At 70.0% G+C, this 22,668-nt stretch carries 24 protein-coding genes and 4 tRNA genes; 12 read left to right on the top strand and 16 right to left on the bottom strand.

Annotated features, from left to right (window positions below; genetic code table 11):
• Positions 1–57: 57 nt before the first annotated feature.
• On the top strand, positions 58–1,311 hold the full coding sequence (locus BLR91_RS06985) for an FAD-dependent oxidoreductase (RefSeq protein ID WP_089876149.1): 1,254 nt from the start codon (positions 58–60) through the stop codon (positions 1,309–1,311).
• 758 nt (positions 1,312–2,069) lie between these two features.
• On the opposite strand, the gene BLR91_RS06975 is transcribed toward BLR91_RS06985, so the two are convergent.
• From BLR91_RS06975 to BLR91_RS06965, 3 genes are all read right to left on the bottom strand, one after another.
• Positions 2,070–2,141: transfer RNA gene (locus BLR91_RS06975), tRNA-Val, on the bottom strand.
• A gap of 26 nt (positions 2,142–2,167) precedes the next feature.
• Positions 2,168–2,238 (bottom strand) — tRNA-Cys (locus tag BLR91_RS06970).
• 67 nt (positions 2,239–2,305) lie between these two features.
• Positions 2,306–2,378, bottom strand: a tRNA-Gly gene (locus BLR91_RS06965).
• 169 nt (positions 2,379–2,547) lie between these two features.
• Here BLR91_RS06965 and BLR91_RS06960 point away from each other — a divergent pair.
• Positions 2,548–2,623, top strand: a tRNA-Val gene (locus BLR91_RS06960).
• Positions 2,624–2,709: 86 nt separating this feature from the next.
• Here the strand turns inward: BLR91_RS06960 and BLR91_RS06955 are convergent.
• Together BLR91_RS06955 and BLR91_RS06950 are read right to left on the bottom strand one after the other, a co-directional pair.
• Entirely contained in the window at positions 2,710–3,009 is a 300-nt protein-coding gene (locus BLR91_RS06955) for a hypothetical protein (protein ID WP_089876150.1), read from the bottom strand.
• A gap of 67 nt (positions 3,010–3,076) precedes the next feature.
• The gene (locus BLR91_RS06950; protein WP_157694652.1) at positions 3,077–3,463 is read right to left on the bottom strand and encodes a hypothetical protein; all 387 of its coding nucleotides are present in this window, start codon (positions 3,461–3,463) and stop codon (positions 3,077–3,079) included.
• 85 nt (positions 3,464–3,548) lie between these two features.
• On the opposite strand from BLR91_RS06950, the gene BLR91_RS06945 reads away from it, so the two are divergent.
• Both BLR91_RS06945 and BLR91_RS06940 read left to right on the top strand, forming a co-directional pair.
• Positions 3,549–3,938, top strand: coding sequence for a hypothetical protein (locus tag BLR91_RS06945; protein ID WP_157694653.1), 390 nt, complete (start codon positions 3,549–3,551; stop codon positions 3,936–3,938).
• 47 nt (positions 3,939–3,985) lie between these two features.
• Positions 3,986–4,333, top strand: a complete 348-nt coding sequence (locus BLR91_RS06940; protein ID WP_089876156.1) for a hypothetical protein — start codon at positions 3,986–3,988, stop codon at positions 4,331–4,333.
• Between the two features lie 30 nt (positions 4,334–4,363).
• Here the strand turns inward: BLR91_RS06940 and BLR91_RS06935 are convergent, their stop codons facing one another.
• Genes BLR91_RS06935 through BLR91_RS06925 form a run of 3 tightly spaced genes read right to left on the bottom strand, consistent with a single transcriptional unit; the run spans position 4,364 to position 7,036 of the window.
• A complete protein-coding gene (locus BLR91_RS06935; RefSeq protein WP_089876158.1) occupies positions 4,364–4,816 on the bottom strand; it encodes a hypothetical protein in 453 nt (150 codons plus the stop codon).
• A 49-nt stretch (positions 4,817–4,865) separates the two neighbouring features.
• Positions 4,866–5,540, bottom strand: coding sequence for a helix-turn-helix domain-containing protein (locus BLR91_RS06930; RefSeq protein ID WP_089876160.1), 675 nt, complete (start codon positions 5,538–5,540; stop codon positions 4,866–4,868).
• Positions 5,537–7,036, bottom strand: coding sequence for an APC family permease (locus BLR91_RS06925; protein WP_231918839.1), 1,500 nt, complete (start codon positions 7,034–7,036; stop codon positions 5,537–5,539). The genes BLR91_RS06930 and BLR91_RS06925 overlap by 4 nt, the downstream gene beginning before the upstream one ends.
• 197 nt (positions 7,037–7,233) lie before the next feature.
• Here BLR91_RS06925 and BLR91_RS06920 point away from each other — a divergent pair, with 197 nt between their 5' ends.
• The 3 genes from BLR91_RS06920 to BLR91_RS20410 are packed head-to-tail and all read left to right on the top strand — an operon-like array spanning position 7,234 to position 11,343.
• On the top strand, positions 7,234–8,736 hold the full coding sequence (locus BLR91_RS06920; RefSeq protein ID WP_089876163.1) for an APC family permease: 1,503 nt from the start codon (positions 7,234–7,236) through the stop codon (positions 8,734–8,736).
• Between the two features lie 10 nt (positions 8,737–8,746).
• The gene (locus BLR91_RS06915) at positions 8,747–10,789 is read left to right on the top strand and encodes a primary-amine oxidase (RefSeq protein ID WP_089876165.1); all 2,043 of its coding nucleotides are present in this window, start codon (positions 8,747–8,749) and stop codon (positions 10,787–10,789) included.
• Entirely contained in the window at positions 10,786–11,343 is a 558-nt protein-coding gene (locus tag BLR91_RS20410; protein ID WP_089876167.1) for a hypothetical protein, read from the top strand. Before BLR91_RS06915 ends, BLR91_RS20410 begins: the two co-directional genes overlap by 4 nt.
• A gap of 78 nt (positions 11,344–11,421) precedes the next feature.
• Here the strand turns inward: BLR91_RS20410 and BLR91_RS06905 are convergent, their stop codons facing one another.
• Together BLR91_RS06905 and BLR91_RS06900 are read right to left on the bottom strand one after the other, a co-directional pair.
• A complete protein-coding gene (locus tag BLR91_RS06905; RefSeq protein ID WP_089876169.1) occupies positions 11,422–11,712 on the bottom strand; it encodes a hypothetical protein in 291 nt (96 codons plus the stop codon).
• Between the two features lie 35 nt (positions 11,713–11,747).
• Positions 11,748–11,981: a PLDc N-terminal domain-containing protein gene (locus BLR91_RS06900; RefSeq protein ID WP_089876172.1), complete on the bottom strand. Its 234-nt coding sequence runs from the start codon at positions 11,979–11,981 to the stop codon at positions 11,748–11,750.
• Between the two features lie 126 nt (positions 11,982–12,107).
• On the opposite strand from BLR91_RS06900, the gene BLR91_RS06895 reads away from it, so the two are divergent.
• Positions 12,108–12,455 (top strand): hypothetical protein, encoded by a 348-nt coding sequence (locus BLR91_RS06895; RefSeq protein ID WP_089876174.1) that lies wholly within the window; start codon positions 12,108–12,110, stop codon positions 12,453–12,455.
• Between the two features lie 10 nt (positions 12,456–12,465).
• Here BLR91_RS06895 and BLR91_RS06890 read toward each other — a convergent pair whose 3' ends face one another.
• From BLR91_RS06890 to BLR91_RS06870, 5 genes are all read right to left on the bottom strand, one after another.
• The gene (locus tag BLR91_RS06890; RefSeq protein WP_089876176.1) at positions 12,466–12,939 is read right to left on the bottom strand and encodes a type II toxin-antitoxin system PemK/MazF family toxin; all 474 of its coding nucleotides are present in this window, start codon (positions 12,937–12,939) and stop codon (positions 12,466–12,468) included.
• On the bottom strand, positions 12,863–14,107 hold the full coding sequence (locus BLR91_RS06885; RefSeq protein ID WP_089876178.1) for an ammonium transporter: 1,245 nt from the start codon (positions 14,105–14,107) through the stop codon (positions 12,863–12,865). The genes BLR91_RS06890 and BLR91_RS06885 overlap by 77 nt, the downstream gene beginning before the upstream one ends.
• A gap of 101 nt (positions 14,108–14,208) precedes the next feature.
• Complete coding sequence (locus BLR91_RS06880) at positions 14,209–15,492, bottom strand: ammonium transporter (RefSeq protein WP_020077433.1); 1,284 nt, start codon at positions 15,490–15,492, stop codon at positions 14,209–14,211.
• Between the two features lie 206 nt (positions 15,493–15,698).
• Positions 15,699–16,133, bottom strand: coding sequence for a SufE family protein (locus BLR91_RS06875; protein ID WP_018191273.1), 435 nt, complete (start codon positions 16,131–16,133; stop codon positions 15,699–15,701).
• 34 nt (positions 16,134–16,167) lie between these two features.
• Entirely contained in the window at positions 16,168–17,067 is a 900-nt protein-coding gene (locus BLR91_RS06870) for a sulfurtransferase (protein WP_020077432.1), read from the bottom strand.
• A gap of 137 nt (positions 17,068–17,204) precedes the next feature.
• Between BLR91_RS06870 and zapE the strand changes: the two genes are divergently transcribed.
• Entirely contained in the window at positions 17,205–18,257 is a 1,053-nt protein-coding gene (gene zapE, locus BLR91_RS06865) for a cell division protein ZapE (RefSeq protein WP_089876180.1), read from the top strand.
• Here zapE and BLR91_RS06860 read toward each other — a convergent pair.
• On the bottom strand, positions 18,254–19,477 hold the full coding sequence (locus BLR91_RS06860; RefSeq protein WP_089876182.1) for an alpha/beta hydrolase family protein: 1,224 nt from the start codon (positions 19,475–19,477) through the stop codon (positions 18,254–18,256). The two genes, zapE and BLR91_RS06860, sit on opposite strands and share 4 nt — an antisense overlap.
• A gap of 100 nt (positions 19,478–19,577) precedes the next feature.
• On the opposite strand from BLR91_RS06860, the gene BLR91_RS06855 reads away from it, so the two are divergent.
• The 3 genes from BLR91_RS06855 (at position 19,578) to BLR91_RS06845 (ending at position 22,661) form a co-directional block, all read left to right on the top strand.
• Positions 19,578–20,189 (top strand): DUF3000 domain-containing protein, encoded by a 612-nt coding sequence (locus tag BLR91_RS06855; protein WP_020077430.1) that lies wholly within the window; start codon positions 19,578–19,580, stop codon positions 20,187–20,189.
• Entirely contained in the window at positions 20,182–21,378 is a 1,197-nt protein-coding gene (locus BLR91_RS06850; RefSeq protein WP_018191278.1) for an HRDC domain-containing protein, read from the top strand. Before BLR91_RS06855 ends, BLR91_RS06850 begins: the two co-directional genes overlap by 8 nt.
• Before the next feature lie 74 nt (positions 21,379–21,452).
• Positions 21,453–22,661, top strand: coding sequence for a thiolase family protein (locus BLR91_RS06845; RefSeq protein WP_089876184.1), 1,209 nt, complete (start codon positions 21,453–21,455; stop codon positions 22,659–22,661).
• The last annotated feature ends 7 nt before the right edge of the window (positions 22,662–22,668 follow it).

The following is a 22,668-nucleotide window of genomic DNA, read 5'->3' as shown; positions in this document are numbered from 1 at the left end:
GCACCTGCGACGAGGTCTCTCCGCTCTCCGTCGATCGTGCGCTCGTACACTCGGCACATGCGGACGCATGACGTGATCGTGATCGGTGCCGGGTTGGCGGGTCTGCGCTGCGCCGCCGAACTGGCGGCCCGCGGTCGCGAGGTGGTCGTGCTCGAGGCAGCGGATCGGGTCGGCGGACGCCAACGGACCGACCACGTCGACGGCTTCACCCTCGACCGCGGCTTCCATGTGCTGAACACCGCCTATCCGGCGGTCCGCGCGGCGGTGGACGTCGACAGCCTCTCCGTCGCGGCGTTCCCGACAGCGGTCCGGGTACGTCGCACGGACGGCTCGATGGGCACTCTCGCGCATCCACTTCGGCACCCGGGTCTGATTCCGGCGACACTCGCCAGCGGTCTCGTCACACCGCGTGACCTCGTCGGCCTCGCCCGGTGGCTCGGTCCCCTGGTCCTGCGGCCGCGCGCGACGGTCTCCCGCCCCGACCGCACCGTCGGCCGGGGCTGGGACGAGGCCGGTCTGACCGGGGCACTCCGTACTCAGGTGTTGTCGCCGTTCTTCTCAGGTGTTCTCGCCGACTCCTCTGAAATGACGTCGGACACGTATGTCCGCCTGCTCGCACGATCGTTCCTTCCGGCTGCTGCGGGCCTCCCCCGCGAGGGCATCGCCGCGCTTCCGAACGCGCTCGCTTCGCGCGCTCGTGCGGCGGGTGCGGACATCCGGCTCGGCCGCGCGGTGAGTCGACTGCGCCGGCGCGACGGTCGATGGGATGTGGATGCGCTCGGGGAGGAAACCGTGCGGGCGCGCGACGTCGTCGTGGCGGTGGCTGCGGAGGCCCTCACGGGGCTCGTGGACGCGTCCGCCCCATCCACACGGGGCTTGCAGACGTGGTGGTTCGCGGCGGACGAAGCTGCGGTCTCCGGGTTGCTGACGATTGATGGGAGTCGCGAGGGCCCGATCGTCAATGCGCTGGCGATCTCCGCCACGATCCCGGAGGCGGCGCCGTCGGGCCGCCACCTCGTGCAGGCGACCTGTCTGTTGGACTCAGGTATCGGGGCGCGCGAGGGAGACGTGCGCGCCCACCTCGTCCGGCTGTACGGCCGGGCCGCGGCGTCGTGGCTGCTCCTCCGCCGCGACGACATCCCGCACGCGCTGCCCGCGTTGCCCCCGCCGATGCGACGCTCGTCTCCCGCTCGCGTCGGCCCTGGCCTGCATCTCGCGGGCGACCACCGCGAGTCGCCGTCGATCCAGGGCGCGCTTCAGTCGGGTCTGCACGCGGCACGGTCGGTGCTGGCCGGGCCGCTGCCGGTTTGACGCAGGAGACGTTCGAGTCCGCGGTTCGCCGACCGCGGGCTATGAACCGCGATGGTCGCCGGCACGAGCGCTAGCATCGCGCTGTGTCCTCCGTTCTGCCGCGATCATCGTGGCGGCAGCCGTACCGCTGGTGCTGCTTCTCCTGCCGAGGCGACCGCACGTGGACTCGAAGGAGCGGAACAGTGTCGTCAGCACGCTCCCATCGTGATCGTGGGGTCACGCGCATCCCGATCCGGCGCGCGCTGGCGGCGACCGTCGGCGTCCTGGCCACGACGCTCCTCGCTGGTTGCGCCCCGCTGTTCTCCGTGTGCTCCATGCCCGACATCCGACCGCCTCACATCACCGTCGACGCTGCGACCTGGCTCCGCCTGCATCCCGGTGGCACGGTTCACGCCTGCTACGCCGGCTCGTGCGACGACGAGGACGGAGTCAGACCGTCCTTCGAAATCGTGGTCCCTCGCACCGCGGATCTCCGGAAGCAGCATGACCTTGTGGTCACGTTGACCGATCGGACAACGACGACGACTCAGACGGCGCGGATGGCGCTCGAGCTGATCCCAGGGCAGAAGGGTGCCCCGTGTCCCATGCCGGACCAGTGGAGCCGCAGGGTCCTCGTCGGGACGGACGGGAAACTCCACGTGGGCGGGGCCGACGACGGCCGCCTCATCGTCCCCACCCCGGCGGAAACGGCCAGCCCGTGATCCGTCGGAACCATCCGGAAACGACGAAACCCCCGGGTCTCCGGGGGTTTCTCTCTGTGGGCGATACTGGGATCGAACCAGTGACCTCTTCCGTGTCAGGGAAGCGCGCTACCGCTGCGCCAATCGCCCGAGCCTGAACGCGAAGCTCAGGATCGAGGTGGATACGGGATTCGAACCCGTGTATACGGCTTTGCAGGCCGCTGCCTCGCCTCTCGGCCAATCCACCGAACGCCACAACACGGAAAAACCCGTACCGTACCTGAGAGGCCCGATCCGTAGACCGGGCCGACTCGAGCGGATGACGAGACTCGAACTCGCGACCCTCACCTTGGCAAGGTGATGCGCTACCAACTGCGCTACATCCGCATTTCGCCCCGCAGTTCCCTGCGGCACTTGAAAGACTCTAGCCGATCCGGAGGCGCAAGACAAAACCGGTTACGCCCGCCGGGTGTGTCGCCTGCGGCCGCGTTCGGGTGCCCCGGGTCGATGTGCATCGGGGCCCCGGAGTCGGCTAGTATCGAATCTCGCAGCACACGGGCGATTGGCGCAGTTGGTAGCGCGCTTCCTTCACACGGAAGAGGTCATCAGTTCGAGTCTGGTATCGCCCACCAGAGAGAACCCCCGGTCCGCCGGGGGTTTTTTGTTTCTTGTTCTGGGCCGAACCCGTAGAGCACGCGCGGCTGCCGGAACCGTGAAGTCAGGATCCCGTCTCCCTCGTCGGTGAGCCATCATCTCGGACCGTCGCATCATCGGCACCCTCCGGCGCTGCCGGCACTTCTGTCGCCGAGTGTCGGAGCACCCACACGAGCGAGATCCAAGCGATCGCAGCGGCCAAGACGAAGAACATCCCGATGAGTAACCACCACCAGTCGCCTCGGCGCAACGCGAGGAGCGGTTCGATGCAGGCGAGGGCGGTGTAGAAGATCGCCATCCACCACGAGCCCGCGCGCGAGGAGGTAAGGATCCACCACGGCTTCTTCGACGGCGCACCGGTCACGGATCGGACTCTATGCCTGGAGGGGATGAACGTCGACGGTGTCGGCGCCCGCCCCGCAGGTACTGAGTCACCCGGATGATGCCAGCGGTGGTGTGAGCAGCACCGCGACGACCGCGAGAATTGCCACCGTGACAATCACTCCGGTGAGAACCACCAGCCACACCCTTTGTCCGGCTGTGCGGGCTGCGAACCCGGAAGCAATAGCTGCTCCGGCGAGCACTACGAGTGACATGAGTCCCCAGATCTGCGCCTTCACAATCGTCTCGCCGCCGTTGGCCTCGGCGATGCTGCTCCGGTAGGGGCCGGGCCAGCCGTAGTGGAGCGCATGCTGCCACTCCCCGTACGCGGACACGGCCGGGACGACGAGGACGACGGCCGCAGCTCCGAAGATGAACGCGGCCGCGCGGGCACGGTTGAGTTCCGCGTTCGATCGACGTGAGGGCACGTTACTCATCGTCCAGACGCTATCGCTCGTCCCCGCGCCGGGCCATTCGTGTCTCCGCCCGCTACCCCGGTACTTTGTTCGAGGGGGGACATCGATGAGTGGATTGCGTGGCCGCCTCGGCGGGGCCTCTGTGCTTGCGGCGTCGCTCGCGTGTGCCCTCTCCGGATGCCAGATCGGCGACTACACCGCCGTTCCGCGCGACTGCGAAGCCATCGCCGAGCCCTTCGCCCGCTGGCTCTCCGACCAGCCGCTCGTGACCTCCGCGACCGTCGTCTCAGCGGAGGCGGTCCTTGACACGGACAGCTGCGACCTGACTTTGCGTGCCGTCGTCCCCGACAGCGCCACGAAAGCCCAATTCCTGCCGCTCGGCCGAGCGATCCAGCGGCACCTTCCGGCCCACGCCTCGACGACGGTCGAGATCGCCCACGGCGAGTCCACCGAATTCGTCGACTTCCGGACGGATCTGGACGACATCAGCTGGTGAAGCGGAGCGGTGGACGCGTGCAAACTTCTTCAGCAGGATGAGTCTCTATGGAGAGTCTGCCCGAGGTCGCCGCGATCGTCGGCTGCGCCTGGATCTGTCTGATCGCGACCGCGCTGATCGTCTTCCGCGTCCGGATTGTCACGCTCCTCGAGCGTGCCGTGCCGCCGAACGATCGCACCGAGACACAGCGCCGCGAGGCGAGAATCGGAGTGGTCCTCGTCGCCGTGTTCGCTCACGTGCTGGCCGCAACGGTGGCCGCGATGTCGCTCCTTCCGGCCGGCGACAAGGCGTGGCCACTCGCCATCGGACTGCCCGTCGCTGCACTCGTCAGCGTGCTGTACTGGCTTCGGTTCGCGAACGCCGGACTCTCCCTCACTGCGTGGCTGCGGCGGTGATCGCAGCGGCCAGACGGCGGAACGAGGCGACTACAGGTCGGCGGGAACCGCTGGGTTGAGGCGGTTCAGTGCCTGGAGCATCGGCGTGAAGTCCTGGCGCTGTGCGGAGACCACGACGGGTGGGTAGCCGCTCCCGCGTAGCACGCACGTGGACGGCGCACCGAAGAATCGGCCGGCGCGCTCGATCCCATCCACCGGGATGCTGCCGCTTCGGAGCGGCGCTCGCCAGTTGAGGGTGCGGCCGACGAGTTCGACCCGGTACGCGACTCGGAAAAGCCACCAGTACGTGCTCCAGCCGAGCGCAAGGATCCACAACGCGCCAAACCACACCGGTGGCCCGGGCTGCCCGCTGATGGTGCGAACCGCGAGGAAGATTCCGGCGATCACCAACACGGTCATCACGAACAGCGCAAAGGCGATCTGTAGGACCGGCTGGGACCAGGTCACGTCAGCGCTCTGGTGATCGGTATCGCGCGATGTCATGCTGCCTTCCCATCAGAAATCTGCTCCCGCAGGGTATCAGCGCCCCGCCTCACACCCGGCTGAGCAACGGCCCGAGCCGCACCGCTGTGTCGGCGACCAGCGACACCAGCCCGTCGCGGTCCGCCAGGCGCGCGGCCGGGAGCGCCAGCGCGAGGCCGGCGACCAGGCGCTGGTCGTCGCCGCGCACCGGGACGGCGAGGCAGCCGAAACCGGGGACGAGCTCGCCTTCCTGCGTCGTGAACCGGGTGGGTGACGGCACAGACCGCGCGGCCTGCTCCGCCAGGAGGAGCCGGCCGAGGGCGGAGACGCTGAGGTCCGATTGGATGCGCTTGGGGTCCGAGAGCGGGAAGTCCGGGTCCACGTCGACCGGCACCACTCGGTCGGCTCGGTAGACGGCCAGGTGGACGCCACCGCGGATGCGCCCGCGCAGGTCGGCGACTGCTTCCCGAGCGGTGGCGGCCGCATCCTGTGCCTGAGCGACATCGGCCAGCTCGGCGACCTTGCGGCCCAGGGCGAAGCCGCGGAGGTCGGGCATGCGCACGAGGTACTCGTCCTGCACCAGCAGATTCAGGATGCGGTACGCCGTCGCCCGCGGCAGGCCCAGGCGCGCGGACAACTGCTGCGCGGTGATTCCGGGCCCCGCGCGCGCGACCTCCTCCAGCACCGCGAACGCGCTGTGCACCGCGCCCGGCTGTCGTCCGCTCAGCTCCGGGATGGCGTTCATGGCGCCCCGCCGAGCACGTCCCCCATCGTCGGCTCGTCGTACAGGCCGATGCGGCGAAGCGCGTCCGGCCTCCGGCGTCGGCACACCGCCCACAGTCCGAACGCGACGGCCGCCACCCCGGCCAGCAGCAGGACGGCGAGGGCGCGGTCGCCCGTGACCTCGAGCCAGAGGTCGAGCGCGAGCGCTGCCACGAGACCCGCGGCCGCGACCGCAGCGGCGACGGCCGGACCGACGGTCAACTCCCCGATCCGGCGCAGGAAGAACGGCGTCGCGACGCAGACGAGCGCGTACGCGGTCATGTACCCGGCCGCCGCGCAGACGACCACGACGCCCATCGCCTGCCACGCCCCCATTCCGGCCAGCACGAGGACAGCGGGTACGGCGACCTCGACCGCGACGCCCACCGCCAGCGCGACGTGCGGGGTCCGGAAGCGGCGATGCGTGCGCCCGAGGGCGCGCGGCGCGATCCCCTCGCGGCCGAGGGAGAACAGGACGCGGGCGAGAGCCGTCGTCGAGGCAAGGGCGCAGGCCAGGAAGGAGCAGGCGAGCGCCGCATCCAGCAGCAGGCCGATCCACTCGACCCCCGCGCGCGCCGCCAGGTCGTTCACCGGGCTGTCGCTGGCCACCAGGTCGCCGCCGAGCGCCTCGAAACCCGCCAGCTGCGTGTATGCGGAGAGCAGGTACAGCAGTCCCGCCGCGATCACGGTCCAGCGGATGGTGCGCGGGATGGTCGCGAACGGCCGCCGCGACTCCACGCCGAGCGTCGCAGCGCTCTCGAAGCCGACGAAGGCGGTGACGGCGACGGTCGTGCCGGCAGCGAGTTCCGGGATGCCGACCGAGCGGGGCAGCGCGACCGCCGCGAACGACGAGCCGGGCACGCGGACGAGCAGCACCACGATCAGCACGAGGATGCCCACGATCGACAGCAGCTCGATGACGAGCGTGACCCGGGTCGACAGCCGGATGCCGCGCCACAGCACCAGCAGGCAGACGGCACCGAACCCGGCCAGCAGCAGGAGCACCAGCCCGCGCGAGCCGGTCACACCCGTGACGGCATGAGCGAGCAGCATCAGCCCGTAGTACGCGGCGCCCAGCAGGGCGAACATCGCGACGAATCCATAGCCGACGATCATCGCGGCACTGGTCGCGAACCCGGCCCGAACCCCCAGGCCGCGCGCGGCGAACGTGTAGAGGGAGCCGGTGGCGGCCATCCGCCGGGTGAACTGGTTGACGGCGTACGCGACGAGCGCCATCAGCACGCCCGCGAGAAGGAACGCGAGCAGCGTGCCCGATCCGGCACGCGCGGCGACGAGCACTGGGCAGGTGGCCGCGGCAGCGGAGGGGGCGACGGCGCCGACCGACTGGGCCAGCACATCCACGAAACCGAGGCTGCGCCGGTCGAGGCCGGCCATCGGCGAGCGCGCAGCCAGGCCGTCGACCGGTGTCGGGTCGGCGATCGCTCGGCTCAGGGCCGTCACGGGGGGCTGTGCTGTCACGGTGTGCTCCTCGCCCGCGAGGCTACGGCGGGCGTGTTGCGTCCGCGTTTCGTCGGCGTCACGGGCACGTGACCCCCGAATGCGACACGGTCCGTCCCATTCGGCGAGCGCCGACTCTTCACAGCGGCGGAACGACCGCGCAACACCGTCTCGCGAGACTGGCGGCACCCACCCTCTCACTCCCCCTGGAGGAACCCATGACGGCTGCACAGGAGCCCCAGGCTCTGCTCGGCGATCCGATCGCCATCCGTGGTCCCGGCGCCGCGCGCCAGCTCTCCGGCCGGCTCGGCGTCGGCTCGATCGTGTTCATGGTGGTCGCCGCTGCGGCGCCGCTCACCGTGATCGGCGGCGGCTTCCCGGTCGGCGTGCTGCTGGGCAACGGCGCCGGCGTGCCGAGCATGTTCGCGATCGGCGCCGTCATCCTGCTGTTCTTCGCCGTCGGGCTGAGCGCGATGAGCCGGTTCATCCCCCGCCCGGGCGCGTTCTTCACCTATGTCGGCTACGGGATGGGGCGCCCGCTCGGCCTCGCCGCCGCCTATCTGGCGCTCCTCACCTACACGACCGTCCAGGTGGCGGTGTACGGCTACCTCGGCGCGACGCTGGAATCGTCGGTCGTCGCGCTGCACGGCCCGGACATCCCCTGGTACGTCTACTCCCTCGCGATGATCGCGCTGGTCGGAGTCCTCGGCTACCGGCACATCGAGCTGAGCTCGCGCGTGCTCGGCATCCTGCTCATCGCGGAGGTCGGGATCGTCATCGTCCTGAGCTTCGTGATCATCGGGACGGGCGGCGCGGAGGGCCTGTCGCTCGTGCCGTTCGAGCCGAGCACCGTGCTTTCGGGCTCCCCCGGCATCGGACTCATGTTCGCCCTCGCCGGCTTCATCGGGTTCGAGTCGACGGCGATCTTCCGCGACGAGGCCAAGGAGCCGGAGAAGACCATCCCTCGGGCGACCTACATCGCAGTGATCGCCATCGGCGTCTTCTACACGTTCGCCTCGTGGGCGCTGGTGATGGGATGGGGCCCCGCGAAGATCGTGGATGTGGTCGCGGCCGACACCGGCGGCTTCATCGTGAACACTGCCATCCACTACCTCGGATCCGTCGGCGGGGTCATCGTCAACGTCCTCCTGATCACGAGCCTGTTCGCCTGCGTGCTCTCCTTCCACAACGTGGTCACGCGGTACCAGCACTCGATGTCGAACGCGTCGGTGTTCCCGGCGGCGATCGGGCGCGTCCACGGCAAGCACTCGTCTCCGTACGTGTCGTCGCTGGTGCAGACCGCGACCGCGGCGGTTCTGATCGTGGCGTTCGCGCTGTTCCGCCTCGACCCCGTGCTGCAGGTGTTCACCTGGTTCAGCGGCATCGCGACCCTCGCGATCGTCGTGCTCATGGCACTGACCTGCCTGGCCGTCATCGTCTACTTCGCCCGGAAGAAGACCGGTGCCGGTCTCTGGCGCACGGTGATCGCTCCCGTCATCGGCCTGCTCGGCCTGATCGGGGTGACACTCATCATCGTCGACAACTTCCCCCTGCTCATCGGCGATGTGGATGCGAAGGGCACCCCGGTGGTCGGCCCGCTGTCCATCGCCTTCTTCGCCGCCATGCTCGCCGTCCCCGTGATCGGCGTGGTGCAGGCACTCATCCTGCGCCGCAGCAAGCGCGCCGCCTACGAGAACATCATCGACACCATCAGCGCCTAGGAGACCTGACATGACGACCGAACTGCCCCTGACCCTTCCCGACGACGACACCACTACCCCCGGTCCGCTCTCCAGCCTGACGGCGGCCGAGATCGAAGCCGTGGCGCGCATCCTCCGTTCGGCCGGCGCCGTCACAGACACGACCCGCTTCGTCTACGTCGGGCTGCTGGAGCCCGACAAGGCGGATGTGCTGGCCGCGCTGGCGGGCGACGCACCGACGCCGGATCGCGAGGCGCGCATCCTGCTGCTCGACGTCGCCACCGGCGAGAGCGTCGACGCCGCCGTCTCCCTCACCCGCGACGAGGTCATCGCGCTCGTGCCGATCGACGGCTCGCGCGGCCAGGTGCCCATCCTCGAGGAGGAGTTCGAGGCGATCGGCGGCATCCTCGCCGCGGACGCCGGCTGGCTGGCGGCGCTCGAGAAACGCGGGCTGGTGAGCGAGCAGGTCGTCTACGCTCCGCTCTCCCCCGGCTCGTACGACATCCCCGGCGAGGAGGGCCGACGGATCATCCGCGTCTTCGCCTTCCGGATGGACCACGCCGAGGACCACCCCTGGGCGCACCCGGTGGACGGGCTGTGCGCGTACGTCGACGTCATCGCCCGCGAGGTCACCCAGGTGGTCGACGCGTTCGAACTCCCCGTCCCCGAGGAGCCGGGCAACTTCCACCTGGAGTCGGAGCGCCCCGCCCCGCTCGACACGCTCAAGCCGATCTCGATCACCCAGCCGGAGGGACCGAGCTTCGCGGTGGACGGAGACACGGTCACCTGGGCCAACTGGTCGTTCTCCCTCGGGTTCGACGCCCGGGAGGGACTCATCCTGCGGAACCTCGGTTTCGCCGACCCCGACCAGGGCGGCGAGGTGCGTCCGGTGGTCTACCGCGCATCCATCGCCGAAATGGTCGTGCCCTACGCGGACCCCTCGCCGACGCGGTACTGGCAGAACTACTTCGACACCGGCGAGTACCTGTTCGGCCGGTTCGCGAACTCGTTGACGCTCGGCTGCGACTGCCTCGGCGAGATCCGCTACTTCGACGCGGTGCTCTCGGACGAGTTCGGCCGTCCGAAGACGATCGAGAACGCGATCTGCATGCACGAAGAGGACTACGGGACGCTGTGGAAGCACACGGACCTGTTCACCTCGGCGAACGAGGTGCGACGGTCGCGGCGGCTCGTGATCTCGTTCTTCACCACGGTCGGCAACTACGACTACGGCTTCTACTGGTACCTGTACCTCGACGGCACGATCGAATGCGAGGCCAAGCTCACCGGCATCCTCTTCACGTCGTCCTACGTCGAGGGCTCGGCTACCGCGAGCGAGGTGGCGCCGGGACTCGGTGCGCCGTACCACCAGCACCTGTTCTCGGCACGGCTCGACATGATGGTGGACGGGTTGGCGAACGCCGTGGAGGAGGTGGATGCGGTGCGCCTGCCGGTCAGCGAGAGCAACCCGTACGGCAACGCCTTCACGAAGCGCGCCACGCGCATCCTGAGCGAGGCGGACGGCGCTCGGGAGGCGGACGCGTCCGTCGGCCGCACCTGGCACATCGTCAACACGGAGAAGTCCAACCGGCTCGGCCTGCCCACCGGGTACGTGCTCCACGCGGAGCAGAACCCGACGCTGATGGCCGACCCCTCCGCCACCGTCACCGCCCGGGCCGCGTTCACGACGAAGCAGCTGTGGGTGACGCAGTACGCCAGCGACGAGCGCTACCCCGCTGGCGAGTTCGTCAACCAGAACCCGGGAGGCGACGGCCTGCCCGCCTACATGGCGGCGGACCGCCCGCTCGACGGCGAGGACATCGTCCTCTGGCACACCTTCGGGCCGACCCACTTCCCGCGCCCGGAGGACTGGCCGGTCATGCCGGTCGACTACGCCAAGTTCACGCTCAAGCCGTATGGCTTCTTCGGCCGGAACCCCGCCCTCAACGTGCCGGCCGAGGCGCCTACGCACTGCGCGCCGGGGCACCACGGGCACGGGGACGCGCACGCGGGGCACGGCAGGCACGGCGACCACGCGCACGGCGATCACGGCGACCACGCGCACCACGGATGATCGAGGCTCTGCACCTCGGCAGCATGCTCCCGGCCACGCTGGGGGCATGCTGCGTCGCGGGGAGCGCCGATCGCCGCTCCCCGCTCGCGTGGTTCGGGATGCTGGCTATGCTCGCGGCGATGGCGGACACGATGCTGCTGCCGCATCCTGTCGTCGCCCCCGTGGTGTGGGCGGCGCTGCTGGTGGCGACGGGGGTCGCGACGGCGGTGGCGCTTCGGTTGCGGCCGGCGGGTCGGGGTGGTGCGGGGGACGCGCAGGCGGCGCATCCCGCGCATCCCGCGCATCCAGCCCGGACGATGGCGCTGCACCGCGCGCTGCAGGCGATCCTGATGGGCGGGCTGATCGTCGCGGCGGGGGCGCACCATGGCGCGGCGGGCGGCGGACACTCCGCGCACGGGGTGAACGTCATCGCTGCACTGGGAGTCGCCGCACTCGCCTTCGCGGTGGCGTCCGGGCTCCTGGCGTTCCGGCGGCGGCTCCCGCCGCTCCCGCGCGCCGAGGCGGCACTCGGGGCGGCCTCCGTCGCGCTGATGTCGCTGCCACTGCTCGCGTAGCGCCGCCCGCGCCACATTCGTGCCGAATGTGCGGAAAGGCGCCGCCAAAACGCACATTCGGCACGAATCTCGGCGCGCTCAGCTCCGCAGCGTCGGCCAGCGGCCGTCGTCGTCGAACGGTTCGAGCTCGACGAGCAGCGTGCCGTCCTGGGCCAGACACGGCGGCAGGTGCTTCACGTCGTCGTCCGCGGTCTGCTCCTCCGTTTCGCCGGTGCGACGGTCGTACCAGCCGTGCAGGTGGTCCCAGGTGGCGAAGAGGACGAGACGGTGGTCCGCCTCGTTGTCGACCCATGCGCGGGTGATCGTCGGGATGCCCGTCTCCCGTGCGATGCGGCGAGTGCTCTTAGCACTCAACGTCTGGATGCTCATAGCCGTCAGTGGGGAGCGTCTTATCGGTTCCCCACTCAGCCCGCCTGCGTCGGCGGTGTCTCCTGTCGCAGCGACCGTCGCCCGATCGTGAACCAGAGGATCGCTCCGAGGAGCGGCGCCAGCGTCACCAGGAGGAGCCACCCGACGGTCGGACCGGCGGCGGCGCGCATCGCGGCGATCTGGATCACGGCGATCAGCCACAGGACGAACGGGATGACGAACATCCCGAACAGGATCAACACATGCCATCCGGCGAGCCCACTGAACACGAATCCCCCGTTCGTTCGGTGACACGACACTACCGGACGACCGATTCTCGCAAACGCCCTCCCGCGACCCTGTGGAAAGCCGGGCGTTATCCACTACGCTGATCGCATCGACGATCGGGGGATATCGTGCCGACGCTTATCGAGGAGTACGACCGGGACCGCGCCATCCACCTGCGGGCCCGCTGGCTGATGGTGGGCGTCGTGGTGGCGATCGTCGGGGTATTCCTCACCGGACCTCTCGGTGTGCTCCGTCTGGTCGACGGCGACGGCCTCGGCTGGCTGCTCGTCGCAGCCGCGGTCGTGCTCACCGGGGCGGCCGTCCTGCTGTTCCGCGCCAGCCGCCGTGCCGTTCCCGCTCAGGGCTACCGCATCACCGCGGACGCCTCGCAGCAGCCGGATCCCGAGGGCGCCCCCATCTGGACCCGTAAGGAGATCGGCTGGTCGGCCAACGCCATCCGCCAGTGGAACCCCTGATCCGCGATCTTCACCGCCACCCGTAGCGCATGGCGAGAGCTCGGCGCACGGTGTCGAACCGCCGCGCGTCCAACGCGGCCCCCTCACGGCGCATGCCGCCCTGCTGCACCCGGAACACCCGGTCGACCCTGACGAAGCTAGGGCGGTGGCGTCCGTCCCACTCCCCCGATCCGATCGGCAGGTACTCCGGCCTGCCGGGATGCTCCTGACTGGTCAGCGCCACCGCGAGCACCGAACCGGACGGCTCGGTGGCGACCACGAGCACCGGACGGTCCTTGCCGCGGCCGTCCGCCTCCTCGTAGGGCACCCACGTCCACACGATCTCGCCGGGGTCGGCGTCGCCGTCGAGACTGGGGTTGTACGACGTCCGGATGCGGCCCAGCCGAGACGGATCGACCTGGATGGTCTCAGCCGGCCGGCTCGGAGTCCGATCCGCTCGCGACGGACGGAACAGTGCGCCCAGGGCCGACAGGACGCTTCTCACGGATGCCACGATCGGCACCATAGCGGACGCGCGTGAGCCCGACGGTGAACCGCAGCGCGAGGGCGAGCAGCAGGGAGACGGTCGTCGCGTACAGCAGCACGGACATCCCGGCGATCCCCTGCGCGATGAAGAGGTCGAAGTTCCCGCTGTCGACCATCCCGCTCCCGATCGCGAACAGACCGGGGAAGAGGAGTCCCACCAGGCTGCCGACGATCGTCACGACGGACAGCGTCAGGGCCGGCCCGAAGCGGGCGCGGGCCGCGAGGTCGACCATCGTGGCGCAGGCCAGAGCGGACAGCGCGCCGACGAGCATCGCCCAGCCGAGTGTGAGCACACCGGAGGCGGCGGTGGCTCCGACCAGACCGGCCAGTGCCCCGCAGGCGGCGCTCGTCAGGGTCGGCCGGCGCAGCACCACCGCATCCACAAGCATCCACATCAGGACGCCCGTCGCGGAGGCGAGGAAGCCGCCGAACGCCATCAACGGCGCGTACGCGTCGAGGGCGCCCTCCGAACCGACGATCAGCCCCAGCCAGCCCACCCACACCAGGGATACACCGATCGCGACCAGCGACGGCCGGCTGGCATGCGTCGGCAGGTGCTCGCCACGACCGCAGGCGAGCAGGATGCCGACAGCGCTCCCACCCGCAGCGAGCACCGCCAGGGACCCGCCGAAGTCGACGACTTTCAGCCCGGCGACCGCCCAGCCGTCGTCGAGGGCGAAGACGCCGTACGCCACCGGCACGATCACCACCGGGAACCAGAGCACCGTGAACACGATCCACGCCCGCACGGTCAGCCGCGAGGCGACGGCCACCCCGACGATCGCCGTGCACAGCACCAGAAGGGCCATCAGGTATCCGGCGCGGGCGAGTGGATAGGGTGACGCGTCGGCCGCGCCGGGGCCGGCCATCGACGCCAGCCCGACGTCCGGACGGCCGACCAGGTGCGGGATCAGCGGGTCGCCGACGATCATGCCGTACCCGCCAAGAACGGCGAGCAGCACGACGACGGCCGCGCCGACCAGCACGAACCGCAGCGCCCGGGCGGCCCGAGCGCGGCCGGCCATGCCGCCGGCGAAGAACGCCAGCCCGAACGCGGCCAGCAGCACCAGCGCGCCGCAGCAGAACAGCAGCAGCGCATCCACCTGATCCGGCGTGGCGTGTGCCATGGGCTCCCTCGGTCGAAATGCCTGCACTCACCCTAGCGACGACAGAACGGGGCGCCGCCTTCCGGCGACGCCCCGTCCGCTGCGGTCGAGTGACGGTCCGATCAGACCGTCTCGAGCGAGTAGCCCTCCTCGCCGTGCACGACGGTGTCGACACCGGCGAGCTCGTCCTCGTTCTTGATCCGGAAGCCCATGGTCTTCTGGATGACCCAGCCGATGGCGTAGGCCAGGACGAAGGAGTAGATCAGCACCGCGAAGGCACCGACGGCCTGGACGCCCAGCTGGTAGAAGCTGCCGCCGTACAGCAGGCTCGAGAACTGCGAGGTCGCCTCGCCCTTGCTGTTGTACATGTGGGTGAAGCCGAAGAAGCCGATCCACAGGGTACCGATGAGACCACCGACGAGGTGGATGCCGACCACGTCGAGCGAGTCGTCGAAGCCGAGGCGGAACTTCAGGTCGATCGCCAGGGCGCAGACCGCACCGGCCACGAGGCCGAGGAGGATGGCGAAGCCCGGGGTCAGGATGTTACAGGCCGGGGTGATCGCGACCAGACCGGCGACGGCTCCGGATGCGGCACCGATGGAGGTCGGCTTGCCGTCCTTCAGCTTCTCGACGATCAACCAGCCGATCGTGGCGGCGGCCGGGGCGGCGAGCGTGTTCACCCAGGCGATCGCAGCGACACCGTCGACCGCGGCCTCCGAGCCGGCGTTGAAGCCGAACCAGCCGAACCACAGCAGGGCGGCACCGAGGAGCGTGAGCGGCACGTTGTGCGGCTTGCTCATGCCCTTCTGGAATCCGACGCGCTTGCCGAGGACGAGCGCGAGGGCCAGACCCGCGGCACCGGCGTTGATGTGCACCGCGGTGCCACCGGCGAAGTCGTTCACGTGCAGGACGGCCGGCGCCCAGCCGTCAGCGAGGTTGAACACCCAGTACGCGACCGGGAAGTAGACGATGGTCACCCAGATGCCGGCGAACACCATCCACGAGCCGAACTTGGCGCGGTCGGCGATCGCGCCCGAGATCAGCGCGACGGTGATGATCGCGAAGGTGGCCTGGAAGCCGGCGAACGCGAGGCCGCCGAGGTCCGGGGTGATGCCGTCCTTGCCCATCAGGCTGGACAGGAACCAGTCGGGGGTTCCGAGGAAGTGAGGGATGGATGCGGGGCCGAACGCGAGACCGTAGCCGTAGAGCACCCAGAGGACGCCGACCAGGGCCATCGCGCCGAAGCTCATCATCATCATGCTGATGACGCTCTTGGCCCGAACCATGCCGCCGTAGAAGAAGGCGACACCGGGGGTCATCAGCAGGACGAGGGCTGCGGCGACAAGGAGCCAGAGGGCGTTGACCGTCCCTGCCTCCGCGTAGTCCGCTGCTGTGTGGAGCACCATGCGAATTGTCTACCTCTCTGTGCATAGCCCCGCGGGGTGACGCGATCCCGATCCGGGTGGGGGGCGCTTTCGGGGTGGAGCCAGTCTCGACGGGAGAGGTTTCGTGAGAGGGATGCTCGTGTTTCGCGAGTGTTACGCATCCCGGCGGTGTGTAAACACTGTGTTTCGGGATGCTGCCGATGTGCTCGGCGGGTGCTGCGACCCTCCTAGGCGGCGAGCTTCTGGCGCACCTGCCGCTTGGCGCGGCCGAGGAGGGCCGACATCCCGCGCAACCGCAGCGGCGAGACCGCCTGCGTGAGGCCGAGGGTCTGCGGGAAGTCGTCCGGCACCGCGAGGACCTCGTCGGCGGTCAGACCGGCGAGGCCCTGCACGAGGATGGAGGCGAAGCCGCGGGTCGTCGGAGCCTCCGCGGGCGCGGTGGCGTAGAGGTGCACGATCCCGTCGCCGTCGACCTCCACGAAGATGTAGACCGGCGCCTGGCACTCCTCGACGCGCTCCAGGAGGTCCGGGTGGTCGCGGTAGCGCTCGGGCAGGTCGGGAAGCTCGTCGGAGAACTCCAGCAGCAGCTGCAGCCGGTCGTTCTGCTCCAGCGCCTGGAAGTCGTCGCGGATCTCGGCGAGGGTTCCCGTCAGTTCGGTCATCCCTTAAGGCTACGTCCGATTGCGCCGCGCTCGGTCAGCGGGTCGGCACCTCGCCGGGCTCGGAGCCGGTGACGATCGGGACGCGCACGGCCGAGCCCCACTCCGTCCACGAGCCGTCGTAGTTCTTCACGTTCTCGAACCCGAGCAGGTGGGTGAGCACGAACCAGGTGTGGCTGGAACGCTCGCCGATGCGGCAGTAGGCGATCACGTCGTCGCCCGGCTTCAGGCCCGCACCGTCGAGGTAGACCTCCTCCAGCTCCGCCCGCCGCTTGAAGGTGGCGTCGGGAGCGGCAGCGCGGGCCCACGGCACCGACTTCGCCGACGGGATGTGCCCGGCGCGCAGGGCGCCCTCGGTCGGGTACCCGGGGATCTCGGTGCGCTCCCCGCTGTACTCCTCGGGCGAACGGACGTCGATCAGAGGCTGCCCGAAGTGGGCGAGCACGTCGTCCTTGAAGGCGCGCACGACGGTGTCGTCGCGCTCGACCACGGGGTACTCGACCGGGGTCGGCTGCGGCACCTCGCGGGTGAGCTCGCGGCCCTCGGCGATCCACTTGTCGCGGCCGCCGTCGAGCAGGCGCACGTCCTCGTGCCCGAAGAGGGTGAACACCCACAGCGCGTAGGCGGCCCACCAGTTGTTCTTGTCGCCGTAGATGACGACGGTGGTGTCGCGGGCGATGCCCTTCGAGCCGAGCAGCTCGGCGAAGCGCTCCGGGCTCACGTAGTCGCGGACCACCGGGTCGTTGAGGTCGGTGTGCCAGTCGATCTTGACCGAGCCCGGGATGTGCCCGGTGTCGTACAGCAGCACGTCCTCATCCGACTCCACCACGACGAGTCCCGGTTCGCCGAGGTGCGCGGCGAGCCAGTCGGTGCTCACGAGGCGCTCGGGGTGCGCGTAGCCGGCGAACTCGGGCGACGGGTCGGTCTCGATGGTCATGTCTGTGATGCCCTCCAGGGAATCGGTCGGTGGCGCAGGACTAGGCTGGGAAGCCTGCGACAGCTGGAATCTACGTCCAGCGTAAGCGGCTCGGAACAGCCGCGGTAAGACTTCGACACAAAGGTGCAGAACCCGTCATGACCCTCGAACAGACCGGCGCCCTCCCCCGTCTCGCCGACCGCTCGCCCGAGATCACGGGCGCCGAGATCGCCGAGAGCCTGGTGCCGCCGTCGCAGTTCGAGCACGCGACGTTCGACTCGTACCGTCCCGACCACGACTACCCCTCGCAGTCCGAGGCCGTCGCCACGCTGAAGGTGTTCGCCAAGACGTGGGAGCCGCAGCGACCGGCCGGCCTGTTCAGCCGCAGCCGCAAGAAGGTGGAGGCGATGAAGCCGGGCGTCTACCTCGACGGCGGCTTCGGCGTCGGCAAGACGCACCTCCTCGCGGCGCTCTGGCATGAGGCGCCCGGTCCGAAGTACTTCGGCACGTTCATCGAGTACACCGCCCTGGTCGGCGCGCTCGGCTACGCGGGCGCGGTCAACCTGCTGCGTGGGTCCACCTTGATCTGCATCGACGAGTTCGAGCTCGACGACCCGGGCGACACGATGATGATGACCCGGATGCTCGGCGAGCTGGTCGCCTCCGGCACCCGCATCGCCGCCACGAGCAACACCCCGCCGAACGCGCTCGGCGAGGGCCGGTTCGCGGCGAGCGACTTCCTGCGCGAGATCCAGTCGCTCTCGTCGAACTTCCAGACCGTCCGCATCGACGGCCTCGACTACCGCCGCCGCGACACCACCGGCAGCGCCATCACGGTGGAACCGGCGGAGTACGAGCGCGTCGTGACCGCGCTGGCCGGCCGCGGCGAGACCGTGACGAGCGACGGCTTCCAGGACCTCATCGCGCACCTCGCGACCGTCCACCCCTCGCGCTACATCAAGATCATCGACGGCGTGGATGTGATCGGCCTCCGGGATGTGGAGGTGCTGCACGACCAGATGGCCGCCCTGCGTCTGGTCGCGTTCATCGACCGCGTGTACGACGCCGAGATCCCGATCGTGCAGTCCGGCGTTCCGCTCAGCGACGTCTTCGACGACGAGATGCTCGGCGGCGGCTACCGCAAGAAGTACCTGCGCTCGACCTCGCGCATGATCGCCCTCACCGCGGGCGAGCTACCGCCGCACGACTAGTCAGCGCTGGATGCGGTAGCGGCGGCGGGAGCCTCGGCGGGGATGTTCGCGCCCAGCCACTCGGCGATGGCGCCCGTCCACTTGGCCTCGTCGTAGTTCCACAGCTTGGTGTGGAGCGCGACGTCGAACGGCACGAGCGTGACGATGTCGCTCCGCGCCTCGGCGAGCGCACGCGACCCTGTGGACGGCACGAACCCGTCGTCGTCGCTGTGCAGGATGAGCATCGGCAGACTGAGCTCGGAGGCCCGGGCGACGAAGTCCATGCTGCGGAGGTCGATCGGCGCGCCCTGACCGGTGATCGGGCCGCTCCACTCCGACTCGATGAGGCGCATGGCGGCGCGGGTCATCATGTCCGGGAGGTGCAGGAGGTTGCCCTGGTAGCCGAGGGTGTCGATCCAGTCGATGACGGGAGACTCGAGCACGATACCGGCGACGTGCCGCGCCGACGGCGACCGGGTGATCGTCTGGAGCACCACGGCGCCGCCCATCGACCAGCCCATGAGGACGACGGAGCGCGCGCCCTGCGACACCGCGTAGTCGATCGCGGCCTCGATGTCGCGCCACTCCGTCCCGCCGAGCCCGTAGCGGCGGTCGGCGCTCTCTGGCGCATCCCCGTCGTTGCGGTAGGAGGCGAGCAGGCAGGTGAAGCCGGCGTCGTGGAACACCCGCACGGCCCGGAGGCCCTCCTGGCGGCTGGCGCCCCAGCCGTGCACCTGGATGACCCAGCGCTCGTCGCCTGCGTCTTCGGGAGCCGGGAACACCCAGGCGGGCGCCTGGCCGAGCTCCGTGGAGATCTCGACGGACCTGACCGGCAGCCCGAGCTCGCCGGGCTGGAGGTAGTAGTACCCGCTGATGCGCGAGCGTCCCACCCGAAGGTCGCCGAACTCCACGCGCTCCAGCTCGCGCGTCACCGAGCCGTCTGCGCGCTCGATGAGCCCGCCGAGCTTGGCGTAGCCGGTGTCGCCGCCCCACCAGAGGCCGAGGCGGCCGGGCATCGTCGCGTCCGGGGTCTCGCGCAGGGTGACCGTTCCGACGCTCTCGTCGAACGAACGGATGGTCTGGTTCTGCGGGCGGCGCCGCACCGGCGTGATCACGGTGCGCGCGACGCGGGCGGTCGCCCATCCGGCGATCAGGGCGGTGCCGACGACCAGCCCTCCCGCGACGAACGCCGCCGTTCCGAGTGCCTTGCCCCATGCCGAATCCGAGCCGCCTGCCGCCATAACGGCAGCGTACCGGCGGCGGCCCGGACGCGGACTCAGGAGTTCCCCAGGCGGCGTGCCTTACTGCCGCCGGACGCCAAAGGCTTCTAGTGTTCGAAGCGTGCCGACACCGACATCCCCACCGCAGCACCCGGCGGAGTTCGCCACGGCGCTGCAGTCCATCCGCACCGCAGTGTCGCGTCCGGAGCTCGTGATCGAGGAGATCCCCGCGCCAGCGCAGCTGGCGCCGTACTCCGTCGCGCTCGCGGCCGACGTCCGGCCCGCACGGCACGGAAGCGACTCGGACCTCGGCACCGGCCGTTTCATCCTGCTCTACGACCCGGACGAGCCGGAGGCGTGGGGCGGCCCGTTCCGCATCGTCTGCTTCGCGCAGGCGCCGCTCGAGACCGACATCGGGCTCGACCCGTTCCTCGCCGACGTCGCCTGGTCGTGGCTGGTGGATGCGCTGGATGCGCGCCACGCGCGCTACACGGCCGCGAGCGGAACGGCCACCAAGATCATCTCCACCGGTTTCGGCGAGCTGGCCGCCCAGGGCGACGGCTCGCAGATCGAGCTGCGCGCCTCGTGGAGCCCGCTCGAGGCGGATGTCTCCGCCCACGTCGAGGGATGGGGTGAGCTGCTGTGCATGCTCGCCGGCCTCCCCCCGACCGGCGAGGGGGTGAGCCTGCTCAGCGCCCGGGCGGCCACGCCCAGGAAGGCGCCGCGTGGCTGAATACACGGTCATCGAGACCCGTGCCGACTACCTGGCGGCGGTCGAGCGCATCGCCGCAGGAACCGGCCCGGTCGCCGTCGACGCCGAGCGTGCCAGCGGCTTCCGGTATTCACAGAGGGCTTATCTCATCCAGGTCTTCCGGCGCGAGGCGGGCACGTTCCTCTTCGACCCGCCGGCCGTCGGACGCTTCGACGAGCTGAACGAGGCCATCCACGACGACGAGTGGGTGCTGCACGCGGCGACCCAGGACCTCACCTGCCTCCGCGAGGTGGGCCTCGACCCGTCGATCGTCTTCGACACGGAACTCGCCGCACGTCTGCTCGGAATGCCGCGCGTCGGGCTCGGGACGGTCGTGGAGGAGCTCCTCGGCATCCACTTGGCGAAGGAGCACAGCGCGGCCGACTGGTCGACGCGTCCGCTCCCCCAGCCGTGGCTGGACTACGCCGCTCTCGACGTCCAACTGCTGCCCGACCTGCGTGACGCCATCGCGGCGCTCCTCGACGAGGCCGGCAAGACCGACATCGCGCACCAGGAGTTCGCCGACGAGCTGGTCCGCGACCTCGTGCCCGTCCGCAACGAGCCGTGGCGGCGCCTGTCGGGCATCCACTCGATCCGCGGCATCCGCAACCTCGCCGTCGCGCGCGAGCTGTGGCAGGCGCGGGATGCGCTCGCCCGTGAGATCGACACCGCGCCCGGCCGCCTGGTGCCGGACGCCTCGCTGACCGCCGCCGCCAAGGCGATGCCGGAGTCGAAGCGCGCCCTCGCGGCGATGCGGGAGTTCACCGGCCGCGCGAGCCGCACCGAGATCGACCGCTGGTGGGCGGCCATCGAAGCCGGGCGAACCACCGACGACCTCCCCGTGCTGCGCGGCAACGGCGACACGCTGCCTCCGCCGCGGGCGTGGTCCGACCGAAACCCGGACGCCGACGCACGGCTCAAGGCCGCGCGGGCGGCGCTGACGGCGGTCTCAGAGGAGCGCAGCATCCCTCTGGAGAACCTGCTCACCCCCGACACGCTGCGGCGCGTCGCGTGGGCTCCGCCCGCCGAGATCACCCCCGAGAGCGTCGGCGAGGCCCTCGCGGCGCACGGTGCACGCCCGTGGCAGGTTGCCGCAACCTCACAGGTGATCGCCCAGGCATTTGTGGAAAGCAGCCAAAGCGCCGACGAGGGGTCCGAGCCCGCTTCGTAGGAAGGATCAAACGATTCTTTTCGTGCACAGCGGTGTACCTAGGATCGTTTCCGACCTTGATTTGGGAGGGCACTGTGGCCGATAGGAACGATGTCGTGTTCGTCGACGGAGTCCGTACTCCGTTCGGACGGGCCGGCGAAAAAGGGCAGTACTGGAACACCCGCGCGGACGACCTCGTCGTGAAGGCGATGATCGGACTCCTGGAGCGGAACCCCCAGGTGCCCAAGGACCGGATCGACGACGTGGCGATCGCCGCGACGACGCAGCAGGGCGACCAGGGCCTCACCCTCGGCCGCACCGCCGCCCTCCTCGCCGGACTGCCCAAGTCGGTCCCCGGATTCGCGATCGACCGGATGTGCGCCGGCGCCATGACCAGCGTCACCACCCTCGGGTCCGGCATCGCGTTCGGCGCGTACGACCTGGCGATCGCCGGCGGCGTCGAGCACATGGGCCGTCACCCGATGGGCTTCGGGGCCGACCCGAATCCGCGCTTCCTCTCCGAGAAGATGGTCGCGGAGGACGCGCTCAACATGGGCATGACCGCCGAGCGCATCCACGACCGGTTCCCGGCGCTCACCAAGGAGCGCTCCGACCGCTTCGCCATGCGCAGCCAGCACAAGGTGGCCGCGGCGTACGAGGCCGGCAGGATCCAGCCGGACCTGGTGCCGGTCGCGATCCGCTCCGAGTCCGGCTGGGGCCTCGCCACGCAGGACGAGGGGATGCGCCCCCAGACGAACATGGAGGGTCTCGCCACCCTCAAGACCCCGTTCCGGCCGCACGGCCGGGTCACCGCGGGCAATTCGTCGCCGCTGACCGACGGCGCCACCGCCTCCCTCCTCGCATCCACCGACGCGGTGAAGGAGCTCGGGCTCACCCCGAAGATGCGCATGGTGAGCTTCGCCTTCGCGGGCGTCGAGCCGGAGATCATGGGCCTCGGCCCCGTCCCGTCGACCGAGAAGGCGCTGCGCAAGGCCGGCCTCAGCATTGACGACATCGGGCTGTTCGAGCTGAACGAGGCGTTCGCCATCCAGGTGCTGTCGTTCCTCGACCACTTCGGCATCGACGACGACGACCCGCGCGTCAACCAGTGGGGTGGCGCGATCGCGATCGGTCACCCGCTCGCGGCGAGCGGGGTCCGCCTGATGATCCAGCTGGCCCGCCAGTTCGAGGAGCACCCGGAGGTGCGCTACGGCGTCACCGCGATGTGCGTCGGCCTCGGCCAGGGCGGCACCGTCATCTGGGAGAACCCGAACTACGACAAGCGCGCCGCACGGAAGGGCTGACACGCAC

This window comes from Leifsonia sp. 466MF (assembly GCF_900100265.1).
GTDB lineage: Bacteria > Actinomycetota > Actinomycetes > Actinomycetales > Microbacteriaceae > Leifsonia.
The sequence above is the reverse complement of the archived record's forward strand: the minus strand, read 5'-3'. Positions and strand labels throughout refer to the sequence as shown.